Origin of the sequence: Corallococcus sicarius, assembly GCF_003611735.1 — a bacterium.
Classification (GTDB): Bacteria; Myxococcota; Myxococcia; order Myxococcales; family Myxococcaceae; genus Corallococcus; species Corallococcus sicarius.
Map to the genome: position 1 here is coordinate 1 of NZ_RAWG01000096.1, position 13519 is coordinate 13519.

The 13519-nt window shown below is 69.6% G+C and carries 17 protein-coding genes; 5 read left to right on the plus strand and 12 right to left on the minus strand.

What is annotated here, in order from left to right; translation table 11 throughout:
• The 3 genes from D7X12_RS16870 to D7X12_RS16880 all read left to right on the plus strand — a co-directional run.
• On the plus strand, positions 1 to 842 hold an 842-nt coding region (locus D7X12_RS16870), incomplete at its 5' end, for a UTP--glucose-1-phosphate uridylyltransferase (RefSeq protein WP_120626290.1).
• A 58-nt stretch (positions 843 to 900) separates the two neighbouring features.
• Positions 901 to 2280 carry a hypothetical protein gene (locus D7X12_RS16875; protein ID WP_120626291.1) on the plus strand — a complete coding sequence of 460 codons (1380 nt, stop codon included), beginning with the start codon at positions 901 to 903 and terminating at the stop codon, positions 2278 to 2280.
• Positions 2281 to 2288: 8 nt separating this feature from the next.
• Entirely contained in the window at positions 2289 to 3260 is a 972-nt protein-coding gene (locus D7X12_RS16880) for a metallophosphoesterase (RefSeq protein ID WP_120626292.1), read from the plus strand.
• Between the two features lie 16 nt (positions 3261 to 3276).
• On the opposite strand, the gene D7X12_RS16885 is transcribed toward D7X12_RS16880, so the two are convergent.
• Positions 3277 to 3957 (minus strand): TetR/AcrR family transcriptional regulator, encoded by a 681-nt coding sequence (locus D7X12_RS16885; protein ID WP_120626293.1) that lies wholly within the window; start codon positions 3955 to 3957, stop codon positions 3277 to 3279.
• A gap of 71 nt (positions 3958 to 4028) precedes the next feature.
• Between D7X12_RS16885 and D7X12_RS16890 the strand changes: the two genes are divergently transcribed.
• The gene (locus D7X12_RS16890; protein ID WP_120626294.1) at positions 4029 to 4916 is read left to right on the plus strand and encodes an SDR family NAD(P)-dependent oxidoreductase; all 888 of its coding nucleotides are present in this window, start codon (positions 4029 to 4031) and stop codon (positions 4914 to 4916) included.
• Between the two features lie 6 nt (positions 4917 to 4922).
• On the opposite strand, the gene D7X12_RS16895 is transcribed toward D7X12_RS16890, so the two are convergent.
• The 5 genes from D7X12_RS16895 to D7X12_RS16915 form a co-directional block, all read right to left on the minus strand.
• Complete coding sequence (locus D7X12_RS16895) at positions 4923 to 5624, minus strand: VOC family protein (RefSeq protein ID WP_120626295.1); 702 nt, start codon at positions 5622 to 5624, stop codon at positions 4923 to 4925.
• Between the two features lie 43 nt (positions 5625 to 5667).
• Positions 5668 to 6522, minus strand: coding sequence for an alpha/beta hydrolase (locus D7X12_RS16900; RefSeq protein WP_120626296.1), 855 nt, complete (start codon positions 6520 to 6522; stop codon positions 5668 to 5670).
• Between the two features lie 45 nt (positions 6523 to 6567).
• Positions 6568 to 6951, minus strand: coding sequence for a VOC family protein (locus tag D7X12_RS16905; RefSeq protein ID WP_120626297.1), 384 nt, complete (start codon positions 6949 to 6951; stop codon positions 6568 to 6570).
• A gap of 11 nt (positions 6952 to 6962) precedes the next feature.
• Entirely contained in the window at positions 6963 to 7697 is a 735-nt protein-coding gene (locus tag D7X12_RS16910; RefSeq protein WP_120626298.1) for a DUF1428 domain-containing protein, read from the minus strand.
• A 110-nt stretch (positions 7698 to 7807) separates the two neighbouring features.
• A complete protein-coding gene (locus tag D7X12_RS16915; RefSeq protein WP_120626299.1) occupies positions 7808 to 8476 on the minus strand; it encodes a spermine/spermidine synthase domain-containing protein in 669 nt (222 codons plus the stop codon).
• Between the two features lie 113 nt (positions 8477 to 8589).
• Between D7X12_RS16915 and D7X12_RS16920 the strand changes: the two genes are divergently transcribed.
• Complete coding sequence (locus D7X12_RS16920) at positions 8590 to 9306, plus strand: tetratricopeptide repeat protein (RefSeq protein WP_120626300.1); 717 nt, start codon at positions 8590 to 8592, stop codon at positions 9304 to 9306.
• On the opposite strand, the gene D7X12_RS16925 is transcribed toward D7X12_RS16920, so the two are convergent.
• The 6 genes from D7X12_RS16925 to D7X12_RS16940 form a co-directional block, all read right to left on the minus strand.
• A complete protein-coding gene (locus D7X12_RS16925; protein WP_120626301.1) occupies positions 9303 to 9770 on the minus strand; it encodes a carbonic anhydrase in 468 nt (155 codons plus the stop codon). The two genes, D7X12_RS16920 and D7X12_RS16925, sit on opposite strands and share 4 nt — an antisense overlap.
• A gap of 56 nt (positions 9771 to 9826) precedes the next feature.
• A complete protein-coding gene (locus tag D7X12_RS43450; protein WP_167509010.1) occupies positions 9827 to 10000 on the minus strand; it encodes a hypothetical protein in 174 nt (57 codons plus the stop codon).
• A gap of 116 nt (positions 10001 to 10116) precedes the next feature.
• The gene (locus D7X12_RS16930) at positions 10117 to 10683 is read right to left on the minus strand and encodes an RBBP9/YdeN family alpha/beta hydrolase (protein WP_120626302.1); all 567 of its coding nucleotides are present in this window, start codon (positions 10681 to 10683) and stop codon (positions 10117 to 10119) included.
• A 33-nt stretch (positions 10684 to 10716) separates the two neighbouring features.
• Positions 10717 to 11544, minus strand: a complete 828-nt coding sequence (locus D7X12_RS16935) for an aminotransferase class IV (protein WP_120626303.1) — start codon at positions 11542 to 11544, stop codon at positions 10717 to 10719.
• Complete coding sequence (locus D7X12_RS42455; protein ID WP_147443700.1) at positions 11541 to 12251, minus strand: hypothetical protein; 711 nt, start codon at positions 12249 to 12251, stop codon at positions 11541 to 11543. Before D7X12_RS42455 ends, D7X12_RS16935 begins: the two co-directional genes overlap by 4 nt.
• A complete protein-coding gene (locus tag D7X12_RS16940; RefSeq protein WP_120626304.1) occupies positions 12248 to 13513 on the minus strand; it encodes an AAA family ATPase in 1266 nt (421 codons plus the stop codon). The genes D7X12_RS42455 and D7X12_RS16940 overlap by 4 nt, the downstream gene beginning before the upstream one ends.
• Between the last annotated feature and the right edge of the window lie 6 nt (positions 13514 to 13519).

The window sequence follows — 13519 nt, forward strand, 5'->3', positions numbered from 1 at the left end:
GGGTGAAGGGGCTCGTGCCCGTGGTGGGGGAGGAGACCTTCCTGGACCTCAAGCTCGCGGAGGCGCGCCGATTGGGGGCGCGCCTGGGCCGTCCGGTGCCCGTCGCGGTGATGACGTCCTACCTCACGCACGAGGCCATCGCCGCGCACCTGGAGGCACGGGGGACGGGCAAGGACGTGTTCCTCTTCCGCCAGCAGATGTTGCCGCGGCTCACGCCGGACGGCGCCCTGTTCCGGGAGGCGGACGGCCAGCTGTCCTTCGCGCCCTCCGGCCACGGGGACGTCTTCCGCGCGCTGCGCGAGAGCGGGGTGGGGGAGACGCTGCGCCAGCGCGGCGTGCGCTGCGTGTACTTCTCCAACGTGGACAACCTGGCCGCGACGCTGGACCCGGTCGTCATCGGGATGCACCTGCAACGCGGCTGCGCCATGACGGTGGAGGTGACGCCGAGGGCCAACCCCAGCGGAGCCCTGGACGCGGGCGCCGCGCCGGTGCGCCTGGACGGCCAGCTCCAGCTCGTGGAGAAGGTGGACCCGACGCAGCACGCCTTCATCTCCACCAACAACATCACCTTCGAGCTGGAGGCGATGATTGGCGCGGAGGTGCCGATTCCCTACCGGGTCGTCTCCAAGAAGGTGGAGGGCGCGCCGGTGCTCCAGTTCGAGCAGGTGACGGCGGAGGCCAGCAGCCTCACCCGCCCGGACGGAAAGCCGCTGCTGCCGGTGGCCTTCATCGAGGTGAGCCGCACGGACCCGGCGACGAGCCGCTTCGAGCCGGTGAAGGCCCCCGACGACCTGCCCCGGGTGGCGCAGCGACTGCGGGCGCGCCTGGAGGCCCTGCGGTAGGGAGGCTTCGCGACGACACGTCTCACGGTCCTCGGGCGGATTCGCTAAAAGGGGCTCCGTGCAGACCCCGCCCCCTCCGACCCGCCGCGACTTCGCGGCCTCTCCTCGCGCGCTCTGGCTGCTGTGCCTGGGCCTGTTCGTCGTCTACTCGACGAGCCAGGTGAAGATGCAGACGGACTCGCTGTGGTCCATCCCGTCCGCGGCCAGCATCCTCCACGAGGGCAACACCGACCTGGACGAGTTCAAGCCCACGTTCACACCCGGGACGGACTACGCGCACAGTGAGTTCGGTGGCCGCATCTACTACGTCTACCCGCCCGGGGTGATGGTCTCGGCGCTCCCGTTCCTGGTCGCCGCCGAGGGGGTCTTCTCCCTCGTGAGGCCGCTGCTGCCCCACCTGGGGCCGCTCGGGGCCCGCGCGTTGTCCTGGCTGGAGATGTTCCAGCGCACCGGATGGATTGACCTGGGCTCCTACAACCGCACCGAACAGCTCATCGCCTCGTTCTACGTCTGCGCGGCCGCGGGCGTGCTCCTTATCGCGCTGCGCAGGCGGGTGTCCGCTCGCGCGGCGCTCGCCACCGTCCTGCTCTTCGGGCTGGGCACCACGGCGTACTCCACCGCGAGTCGGGTGCTCTGGCAGCACGCGCCCAGCCTCCTCGCCATCTGCTGCATCGTCCTGCTGCTGGCCCGGCCCGTCCAGACGGCGCGAACCGCGTTCCTGCTGGGCCTCACGGTCGCGCTCGGCTACGTCTGCCGCCCCACCAACTCCCTCAGCATCATCGTCGTCACCGCGTACCTCGCGCTGCGCTTCTGGCGCCTGCTCCCGGTGTACTTCGCGGGCGCGACGCTCGTGGCGATTCCCTTCTGCGCGTACAACCTGTCCATCTACGGCTCGCTGCTGTCGCCCTACTACCAGACCTCGTTGCACCTCGTTGCCGACCGGTTCTTCATGGCCCTGGCCGCGAACCTCGTCAGCCCGTCGCGGGGGCTCTGGGTCTTCTCGCCGTTCCTCGTGCTGAGCGTCGTGGGGTTCGTCCAGCAGTGGCGCCGCCGCGGCCTGGAGCCCTACGAGGTCGCCTTCGCCGTCATCGTGCTGCTGCACTGGGTGGCCATCTCCGCCTTCCCCATGTGGTGGGCGGGACACTCCGTGGGCCCGCGCTTCTTCACCGACGTGTTGCCCTACCTCGTCTACTTCCTCGCGTTCCCCGTGCAGACCGCGGTGGAGGCCCCCCGGCAGCACCGCGTCCTCGCGGGCGTGCTCACCGTGACCGCGGTGTGCAGCGTGTTGCTCCACTGGCGCGCTTCTTCAAGCTTCGCCGTCCATGCCTGGAACTCCGTTCCGGTGAACGTGGACGGCGCGCCCGAGCGGGTCTGGGACTGGAAGGATGCCCAGTTCCTGCGCGCGCTCCCGTCCCGGTTCCTGTCGCCTCCCTCGTAAGGAAGCCCATGCGTCCCGTCCTGTTCTGCCTGCTGCTGTTGCCCGCGCTCGCCGCCGCCGCTGCGCCGAAGAAGGAGGACCCTTTCGTCTTCCAGGGCGTGGAGCGCATCGTCGCCGTCGCGGATGTCCACGGCGACGTGGAGGCCTTCAAGGACGTGCTCCGGCTCGCGGGCCTCATCGACGCGAAGGACCGTTGGATTGGCGGCAAGGCGCACCTCGTGCAGACCGGCGACGTGCCCGACCGGGGCGACCACACCCGCGACGCCTTCGAGCTGCTCATGCGCCTGGAGACCGAGGCCCGCAAGGCCGGCGGCCGTGTGCACGCGCTGCTGGGCAACCACGAGCTGATGAACATGCGCGGCGACCTGCGCTACGTCACGCCCGGCGAGCTCGCCTCCTTCGCCGACCAGTCGACCACCGCCGAAGCGCCGGGAGAGCCCAAAGGCCGCCAGGGCCACGCCGCCGCCTATGCGCCGGACGGCCGCTACGGCCGGTGGCTGCGCACGCACCCGGCCGTCATCCGCGTCAATGACACGCTCTTCCTGCACGGCGGCCTTGCCCCCAGCGTCCCGGGCACGACGCTGGAGGCCGTGAACCGCTGGGTGTGGCAGGACGTGACGCCGGGCCAGCCGCCGGGCGGCGCCGTGGATCCGAACGGCCCGGTGTGGTTCCGCGGCTACGCCACCGACGAGGAGGCGAAGTGGGACGCGGGCCTCACCCAGGTGCTGGAGCGCTTCGGCGCCCGCCGCATGGTGATGGGCCACACCCCCTCCAAGGATGGCCGCCTCTCCGTCCGCTTCGGGGGCCGCGCCATCGTCATCGACACCGGCCTCAGCACCCACTACGGCCGCCACCTGGCCGCGCTGGAGATTCGCGGCGACCGCCTCACCGCGCTCTACCCGGAAGGCCGCGTGCCGCTGCTCACCGGCGTGAAGGCCGCTCCCGCCCCGGTCCCCGCGGCGAAGACGGGCACGAAGTAGGCAGGCCGCGGCCCATTCACATCCGCGTCACCCGCTCACGCGCCACGCGGCGGGGAGGCGCCGACGTCGCCGTCACTGCTTCCGGGCGCAGGTAGCCCAGGGCGAGCGCGGCGACCTCCTCCACGAAGGACTCGTCCTCCAGGTAGTCCGGCCGGTCCGTCACCGCCGTGTGGCAGAGCGCCTCCACGGAGGTCACCAGGACGAAGACCGCCATGTCCAGGTTCTGGGGCCGCAGCTCCTCGAAGCGGGGCGCGAGGAAGGCGCGCACCAGCCGGAACAGGCGCTGCGAGTAGACATCCGACAGGCCCCACTGGCGCATGCGCGGTATCAGCTCATGCAGCACCTGGTGCAGCTTGGGGTCCTCCCGCTTCACCGAGATGACCTGCCGGATGAGGGCGCGCATGGCCACCGGAAGCGGCTGGCTCGCGAGCGGCACCAGCCCGGCCTCGAAGTCCGCCAGCCCCCGCGCGCGGTGCCGCTCCATCAACGCCGTCACCAGCCCCTCCTTGCTGGGGAAGTACTGGTAGAGCGACCCGACGCTCACGCCCGCCTCCTGCGCGATGCGGTTGGTGCTCGCGGCCTCATAGCCGTCCTTGAGCAGAACGCGAGCAGTCGCGGTGAGGATGGCGTCGCAGGTGGCCTGCGCCCGCTCCTGGCGGGGGGCCCTTCGACGGGACGGCGGCGGACGGCGGGGCATGGAGCCTCCTGGACGGAATGTGAGCGCCAACGCGAGTTGAGAACGTGAGCGCTTACTCACATTCTATCCCCATGCAAACGACTTCTGCCTCTTCTCCCGTCCGCGGTCCCACCTCCCTGCCTCCCGTGGGCGGGGCCTTCCCCTACGCCGGGCACCGCGCGCTCGTGACGGGGGCCTCGTCCGGGTTGGGCGAGGTGTTCGCCCGCGAGCTGGCGGCGCGCGGCATGGACCTCATCCTCGTGGCGCGCTCGGAGGACCGGCTGCGTGCGCTGGGGACGGAGCTGGAGTCGGCGCATGGCATCCGGGCGGAGGTCATCGCGCTGGACCTGGGCCGCGAGGGCGCCGCGCGGGAGTTGCACGCGCGCTGCCAGGAGAAGGGGCTGCGCGTGGACCTGCTCGTCAACAACGCGGGCTTCGGCACGCACGGGGCCTTCGGGTCCGCGCCGTTCGCACGGCAGCATGAACAGGTGATGCTCAACGTCACGTCGCTGGTGGACACCAGCCACCTGTTCCTGCCGGACATGCTCGCGCGGGGCATGGGCGGCATCCTCAACGTGGCCTCCATCGGGGGCTTCCAGCCGGTGCCGTACATGGCCGTCTATGGGGCCAGCAAGGCGTTCGTGCTGTCCTTCTCCGAAGCGCTGTCGGAGGAGAACCGCGACAAGGGCGTGCGCGTGCTGGCGCTGTGCCCGGGGCCGGTGAAGACGGCCTTCTTCGACGTGGTGGGCACGAAGCAGGCCGCCGTGGGCCCGATGGCGACCGCGGAGGACGTCGTGCGCGTCGGCCTCAAGGCCCTGGACCAGGGCCGCTCCTCGGTGGTGCCGGGGGTGCGCAACTGGCTGCAGGCCAACCTGACGCGCTTCACGCCGCGCTCGCTGGGCCTGCGCATCGCGGGAGGGATGATGAAGCCGCCCGCGGTGGACGGCGCGGGGACGGGGCCCGCGCGCGTCACGCCGTAGCAGGCTTCAGGACGACGGGCGCCGAGGCACCGGCGGCGCGGGCGTGTCCAGCGCGGCGGCGATCTGCTCGTCGGTGAGCTGGAAGAAGGCCGCGCCGCGCGGAGCCCACTCGCCGGTGAAGACGAAGTTGGGCCGCGTCGTCGGCGCCGGCTGCGGCACCTTGCCGCCCTGTGAGGTGAAGGGCGGCGGGCGCACGAAGCCCGCCAGCTCCGCGGGGGTGATGCCGCAGTGGGCGACCACTGCGGGGTCGATCCACTGCTCGACGTCGATGGCGCCCTCGGCCGTCGCGAACTCCAGGACGAGCCCCTCCGGCGCCTGGACGTACATCGACTTGCACATGTTGTGGTTGATGGGGCCCGCGACCCAGTAGCCGTGCGAGCGCAGCCGGTCGCGCATCGTCAGCAGGTCCGCCTCCGTGGGGACGCTCAGGGCCAGGTGCTGCATCGCGCCTGGGGCCACCGAACCCGCGCTGAAGCCCGGGTGCGACACGCCCATCACCGGCTCGATGGTCGCCATGTCCGGCGCCTGCACGAAGCTCAGCGAGCAGGTGTCCCCCAGCCGGAGGAACGCGTGCACGGTGTTCTCCACGCCGTGCATCCAGTACAGCGCTTCCAGCTCCATGCCGACGACCTGGGTGAAGAACGCGAGCTGCGCCTTCATGTCCCGGGTCGCGAGCGCCAGATGATGCACGCCAGTGGGAAGACCCATCGAACACCTCCACGGTAGGAAAAGGGACTGTCTTTCTATCCGGTCAGGGCCCGGGCGCGAAGGTCTGGCGCAGCACCTGGGGGGACAGGGAGCGGTAGATGTTGTCGTGGCGCAGGTCCGGCCGGGGCTCGTAGCGCCACTTCAATCCGGCGGGGGCGCTCGCGCGGAGGACCTCCGCCAGCCGCTCGCTCTGGGGCCCGATGCCTTCCTCGTTCGCGGACGCCACATACAGCGTGGCGCGCAGGTCCGGCCGCGCCTGGAGCCGCTCACCCGCCTTGCGTACCAGTTCGTCGTTGTTCCACCAGAGGCTGGGGCTCAGCGCGATGAACGTGTTGAACAGCTCCGGCTGCAGGAAGAACGTCTCCATGATGAAGAGGCCCGCGAGCGACTCGCCGATGATGGCCGTCTCCTCCGTCACGCGGTAGCGGCGCCGCACCTCGGGCATCAGCTCGTCGCGAAGGAAGGCGCGGAACGCGGCAGAGCCTCCGACGCGCGGGGCAATCTTCCGGTCCTCGTCGACCTCGGTGGGCCCGGTCATGTCGCGCCGCCGCTCGGTGTTCTCGATGCCGACGAGGATGAACGGCCGCACCTCTCCGGCGCGAATCGCGGTGTCGAGCGTGGCGGCGACGTGCGGGAAGTCCTCCTGCTCGCCACCGTCGGGCATGTAGAGCACGGGGTAGCGGGTGGACTGCGCCGTCTCATAGCCCGGCGGCGTGTAGATGTTGATCCGGCGCGTCTCCTTCAGCGCCGGGGACTCCAGCGTGAACGACGGGTGCGCTGGCTGCGCTTCCGCCGGGATGGGGGCCGGGGCCGTCGTGGCGCGGCAGCCCAGGCCCAGGACCAGGCTCGGAGTCGCGGTGATCAGGAACAGGGGAAGCCACTTCATCGACGGTCGCATGAGGCGATCCTTAGAGCGCCTGACACGACCTGACCAGCACCCTGCTCACCGCTCGCGGAAGACCGCTTCCATGTTGTTGCCGTCCGGATCCATCACGAAGGCGGCGTAGTAGCCCGGCGGGTACCCGGTGGACGTCGGGCGGAGCCCGGGGGGGCCGTTGTCCGTCCCGCCGGCCTTCACGGCGGCTGCGTGGAAGGCGTCGACCTGGGCGCGGCTCTTCGCCGCGAAGGCCGTGTGCTGCTTCACGCCATGCGGGTGATAGCGGTCGATCCAGAAGACCGGGTAGTCGACCCCATAGCCGATGCCATCGGTCCCCACGTTCTCGGGGAGCTGCGCGACCCTGCGGAGGCCGAGCGCCCCCAGCGCCGCATCGTAGAAGGCGGCGGAGCGGGCCATGTCGGAGACACCGATGCCTGTGTGGTCGATCATGACGGTGCCTCTCAGGCGCGGGTGGCACCTGCCTGCTCGTCCAGCAGCGGCACGAAGCCACCGTGGACCCGGCGTCGCTCGTCATAGGGGGCATTGTCCGTCCGCATGCGCGGGTCGGCGAACGCCTTCGCCCACCCTGCGTCGCGGGCCTCCTTCGAGGGCCACTCAATCCAGGAGAAGACGACCTGCTCGTCACCGGTGGCCTTCACCGCGCCCTTGAAATCGGTGACCTTGCCGTCGGGAACATCGTCTCCCCAGGCGTCGACGACGCGCAGGGCCCCATGCTCCTTCAGAACGGCTGCCAGACGGGACGCCATGGCACGGTAGGCGTTCTGGTTGCCGGCCAGGACCGGCTCCAGGGAGCCATCGACATAGCCCGGCTTTGCCTGCACGCGCTCATCCCGGCTGGGGACGAAGCCGCCGAAGATCATCCGCTGCCCATCGAAGGGCATCTGCGCGCCCATCGTCTTCATGCGCGGGTCGGACCTCGCCTTCGCGTTCGCCGCGTCGCGCACCGCCTTGTTGGGGAACTCGAGCCAGGAGAAGACGATGACCTCATCGGGCTGGGCCTTCACCGCGCGCCGGAAGTCGGTGACCTTGCCCTCGGGGACGTCATCACCCCAGGCCTCCACGAAGCGCGTCGCACCGAACTCCATGTACAGCAGGGCGGCCATGGCCGCGTCCTGGCGGTAGGCTTCCTTGTTCGCTGCGGGCACCGCGACCACGAATCCATCGATATAGGCCATGGCTTCTCTCCGGCTGATGAGCCCTGCTTTGACAGAATAGAACGAGGAGACGGAGGGGTTGCTGGTGCAGCCCGAGGTGGACGTGCTTCGCGCCCGGTGACGCCGTCCGCTCAGCGCGGGCGCTTCGCGACGAAGAGCGTGTGACGGGGGCCCTTCGCGCCGTGCGCGGCGGGGTGGAGCGTCTGCACGACGAAGCCCACCTCCTCCAGGCGCTTCACGAACGAGGGCGCGGGGCCGGCGCTCCACACCACGAACGTGCCCTTGGGGCGCAGGGCGCCGTAGGCGACGGAGACGCCCGTGAAGTCATACAGGCTCTCGTTGTTCGGATGGGTCAGCGCGGAGGGGCCGTTGTCTACGTCGAGCAGGATGGCGTCGAACGCGCCGCTCTGCTTGCGCATCAGCCGGCCCACGTCGCCCTCCACCACGGTGACGCGCGGGTCCTCCAGCGGTGACTTCGCCAGGGGCGACAGCACCCCCCGGTTCCACGCCACCACCACGGGCAGCAGCTCCGCCACGACGACGCGGGCGTTGGGCACGCGGTCGAGCACCGCGCGCACCGTGAAGCCGAAGCCCAGGCCGCCCACCAGCACCCGGGCCTTTGGCGTGCCCGCGACGTGCGCGCAGCCCGCGTCGGCCATGGCCACCTCGGAGCCGTGCTGACGGCTGGACATCAACGTCTGGCCGCGCACGCGCAGCACGTATTCGCCATCGCGCCGGGCGAGAGTGACTTCTCCCACCTCCGGCACCTGCTCTCGCTCGACGGTTTCCCAGGGCTTCATGTCGGCGCTCTTCGCGCGGACAGGGGCCCGAGGTCAAGCGCTCCGCCCCCGTGTCTTGACACCCCGGGACGTGCCTGCGAAGTCCCCGAGGGGCGAAGGGACCCGCAAGGCGCATGGAACGCAATGGACGTCAGGCGTGGCCCCCGGAGCTGTCCGAGCCACTCCGCGAGGTGGACCGCCTGCGACGCGGGGGGCGCTACACGTCGGCGCTCGCGCTGGCGAGGAAGCTGGCGGAGGCCCACCCGGAGCAGGTGCGGGTGCTCGTGGAGGTGGGGCTGACGCTGGGCGTGTGGGGCGGCCAGCCGGAGGAGGCGCTGCCCTGGTTCGACCGCGTGCTGGAGCTGGCGCCCGGGCACGTGGCCACGCGCTACTACCGCTCGCTCGCGCTGGCGCGACTGGGGCGGCACGCGGACGCGGTGGTGGGCTTCACGCAGGTGGAGGCCGCGGGTTTCCGCAAGGCGCTCGTGGTGCACATGAAGCGCGCGGAGTCGCTCGTCGCCCTGGGCCGGCTGACGGAGGCCGAAGCCGACTGGACGGCAGCGCTGGCGGAAGACCCCGGCAACCCGTGGCTCTTCCAGCAGCGCGCCCGGACGCGCACGCGCGCGGGACGGACGGAGGCGGCGGAGCTGGATCTCTCCACGGCGCTCGCGGCCCAGGTGGGCGAAGCGGTGGATCCGGAGCTGCTGTACGAGCGCGGCGCGCTGCGACTGGCGCGCGGGGAGGTCGCGGGAGCACGCGCGGACTTCGACGCGGGGCTCGCGGCCTTCCGCGTGGGTGACCCTCCCTCGCTGCTGGATGCGCTCCGGCAGGGGCAGCGGGACGCGCGCTAGGTTTCGCGGGGGACGGGCCGGAACTCGACCGTCTTGCCCTGCGGGTGCGCGAAGTAGAGGTGGATGCGCAGGTGGGGGTACGCGACCTGGAGTTCCTTCGCGCCGAAGTGCAGGTCCTTCAGCTGCTGCTCGGCGGCGATCTCCGGGCCCAGGGCTCCGTGTCGGGACTGGTAGTAGCCACAGCCCGCGTGTGCGAGCAGCAGCACGTCCTCGATGTGGTGGCCTTCGATGAGGAAGCGCGCGGCGCGCGTGATGCCCTCGCTCTCCAGGTAGTCGGACGCCCAGCGGTTGAGGAGCGCGGGTCCGCCGGGGAGGGTGAGGGTGTCGATGCGCGAATGGCCCAGGTGGTGGGCCAGGTCCTCCACGGCTTCGGTGAAGCGCCCGTCCGAGCAGTACACGGCGAGGGCCTTCGGGTGGACGGACTCGAAGGGGACGCGGGAGACGTAGGGAGCGGGGGCGGACATGCCCCCCAGGTTAATGGCTCCCCGCTTCTACGAAAGAAGCTTCGAGGCGACTTGCGTCAGTTGTGTTCGGGGAACGCCGCGGGCTGGCCCGTGCCGCCGTTGCCCTCGGGCTTCGGCCCCGCGTGCTTGTCCTCTTCGGCCTCGCGGCCACCGCCCTTGTGACGGAGGGTGTCATTCTCGCTCGCGCCCTGGTGCGTGACCTGCTGCTCGTCCGGCTTCTTCGGCTTCATGTCGTGCCCCCTGTCGTTGGAAGAAGTCCCTCCAAGATGGGGCCGACGACAGGGATTGCCAGAGGAGGGGGGGCCTGAGGTGCCTGCCTGCCCGTCTGCTGAACTTGGGAGGTGCGTCAGGAGAACCGCTCGCGGAGCGCTTCGAGCACGGCGGGCTCCTGGGGGTTGTTGAAATGGCGCCCGCCGGGGACGACGCGCACCTCGGCGCCCAGGCGCTCCTCGAAGAGGCGGGTGTTGCGGCGCCAGTCCGAGGTGAACGGATCCGAGTCCGACAGCACCACCACGCAGCGGCGGAGCGCGGCGCGGATCCGCTCGAAGTCCATGGGCGTGTCGAGCCATGGCCGCAGCGTGTCCCAGGGCGTGTCGACCTCGAACCAGCCCGCGACGAACAGGGCTCCCTCCACGGTGTGCCCCGGGGGCAATGCGGACAGGTAACGCATGATGGCCTGACAGCCGACGCTGTGGCCCAGGAACACGGTGGAGGGCGCGGGCGCGGGCCCCACGGCGGACGCGAGGGTGGACACCCAGCCGTCGAGGGTGGGCGCGCCCGGCGTGGGCATGTCCAGCGTGCGCACGTCGTCAAAGAGGACGGGCGGCGTGCGCAGCATCGCGGTGAGCCACGGATAGAAGTCGGTGTCGGGGCTTCCCGCCCAGCGGGGCGCCATGACGAGGGAACGGGTCATGGGCGCAGTGTGCCGCACTCCCGTCAGGAGCGCTCAGCCCTCGTGAAGGGCACGGGCTTCAAGCACCGCGCGGGCCCGCTCCGCGAGGCGCAGGCTGTCGGGAAGCGCCCGGCCCAACAAGTGGGGCACGCCCACGGCCAACGCCACCGCGTTGCTGAAGAAGCACGCTTGCACCCGCGAGAGGTCCGCGAGCGGCAGTGCGCGTTCCACCACCGGGAGCCCTTCAAGTGGGCCCACCTCCAACAGCACTGCGCGAGCGATGCCCGGCAGGCACGGGGCCGCGAGCGGCGGGGTGACGAGCGCGCCGTCGAACTGGACGAAGAGGTTCGCGGTGGGCAGCTCGCAGACCTCGTCCGCTTCGTTGGTGATGACGGGCAGTCGCGGCAGGAGCGCATGCTGGCGGAACCACGCGAGCCCCTTGTGGTTCACCGTGCGCTCCGCGCGCCGGTACGCCCCGGCCTCCACGCTGTCGAGCGTCCGCCCTTCACGGTGCAGCGCTTCGAGGTCCGGGGCGAGCGGGCGGAAGGTGCAGAGCACGTGGCCGTCGCTGACCGCGAGCTTGCCCACACCGGTGAAGCGCGCACCCATGAGCGGATCCGCCTCCAGGCCGCGGCGCAGCGAATCCCGCACGGCGTCCTCGTGGAGGAGCGCGGGCTCCGGGGCGCGCACCGCCGTGGGAAAGGCCGCGAGGCTCGCGCGCAGGCGTGCGAGGTGCCGCGCGAGGAACAGCGGCCGGCCGGCGTCGATGCGGAATGTGGTGAAGAAGCCCGCGCCGAAGAAGAAGCCCTGGGCGAAGTCCTGGAGGCGCAGGTCCTCCCAACGCTGGACGACGCCATCGACGCAGACGGTAGGAAGATTCACGGAGAGGTGGACGGTGGCGCGGCGGTAGGCGCGTCCTCGTCACCGGGTGGAACACGCCCCTGGCGTCGCAGTTCCCGCGCGAGGAAGGGCGCACGGCGCTCAAGAAACGAGAAAGGAACCCGCTGGCCGCCCTTGGGAAGGAAATATGCGTTGAACCAACCCTCGTGGGTCTTGCTGACCTCTCTAGAGTCCAACTGCAGACGAGAAATCGTAGCCTTCACTTGGCTTAGCAATGGCTCGTCAAGCTCCGGTGCGGGCTCAACCTTGAATGTCGCCAGATTGAGGGTGAACCATCCGTCCTGGATGTGGAATGGGTCGAGTACGTCTGAGAACTTGTTCTTGTGCGTGTTCATGAGTGAGCACGCCAAGCGGTAGTTGTCCCATTCGTATGCCTGAGCGAGCCCAGGCGCTGCCAACGCGACGAAATGATCGACTGTCGGTCCTCCTACAGGCTCGATATAGAAACAAGAGTATGCGCAAATCCCGCCATAAGCTTCGTGGAGCGCATCCAGAGCCCGGGTCCAGTAGGCATAGTCTCGGAGGACCGCGGGTGAGGCTGCCCGCTTGCGGATACGGCGGCCCCGGCGCGTCACGGTCGGAGATTTTCCCGCCAATTCGGCCAACGCGCTGAGCCCGGGCTGGCGGACCCTCTGGTCGAAGTCGAAATCAGGAGGGCGCGGCTCCGGCTCCTTCTTCACAGGGATCATTTTTCGAATCCAGATTCCTGTACCCAGAAGCCCCAGCGAAGCCAGAAGGGATCGACGTCAGGCAGACTGCTGCGCAGCTCCTTCTGGACCTGCAAGAACTCCTCGCGCGGTACGCCCTTTCGACTCATGAGCAGTTCCGCCCGATGGATGGCCTGTTCGGCTTCCAGGGAACGAGGCTCAGCGAGGTCGAAAACATCTGAAGTCAGCCACGCGTTCGCATCCCCCCTCCTACGCCACGCTTCGCGGCGCAGTTCAACCTGCTGCCCGACGATGTCGAGGTTCCAGAGTGCGTCAATTCTCTCATCGAAGAGCGGCTCGACCGAGGCCAACAGGAGCGGAGAGTGTGTGACCGTGAGAAGCTGCACGTCGACATCCTGGCCTGTCAGGGCCGCCATGACGTCCAGGATTGAGCGGAGGATGGTTCGCTGCCAGCGTGGATGGAGGTGTGCCTCGATCTCATCAATGAGAAAGATGATCTGGTTTGTCGTGTCCTTGTTGAGGAGGCGACTGGCTTGAACATGCTCCTGCCATGTCCAGACAAGCAGATAGGCAAGCGAGATGATGCGTTTGACACCCGCGGAGGCGTGGATGACGGCGACTTCCTGCCCGTAAGGCGCCTTGAGCGTGGGCATGTCACGGACATCCTCGATGCTGATTCGGGTCAACTCTCCAGGGACAAGAGGTTCACTGCTGGAGGGTGACAACGTCTTGAGTGCGAGGAGCAGTTGATGGAAGGCTTCGCCATTTCTGCCCTGCCAAGTTGCCCAGTCACGGATGAGGCCGTTGCAGTAGATCTTGCCCTGAGGCTCCAGCCCGTTCCAGACGTCCTGTGGCGCGAACTGGTATGCGATAGGCCGGTCGGGTGCATCAACTCCAAGGGAGGGTGCCTTCTTCCAGTAGTTCCTCGCCGGGTCCCAGACTGAGAACGAGCCATCGATCCGGGCATAGAGGACCATCCCGGGGTTGGCGGGGCGGCCCTCCTTGCGAGTCCAGGACTGGCTGGGGAAGTCGTAGGGACTGGTGTACTCGATAGGGCCGCTCTTGCCGCTGAACTTGAAAGCAATGGTGGGCGCGACGCCTGCGCCCCGCTGCGGCATGGCCGGAGCATCGGGCCATGAACGCGTCAGGGCCCACCAGGCCACATCCAGGATGAAGGTCTTTCCCAGCCCGTTGTCGCCCGTCAGAAGGTTCAGGCGTGGAGCGAAGTCGAACGCGAGCTGCGGGGCAGGTCCGACATCCTTGAGCGCCAGCTTTTCGAGCATGTGATT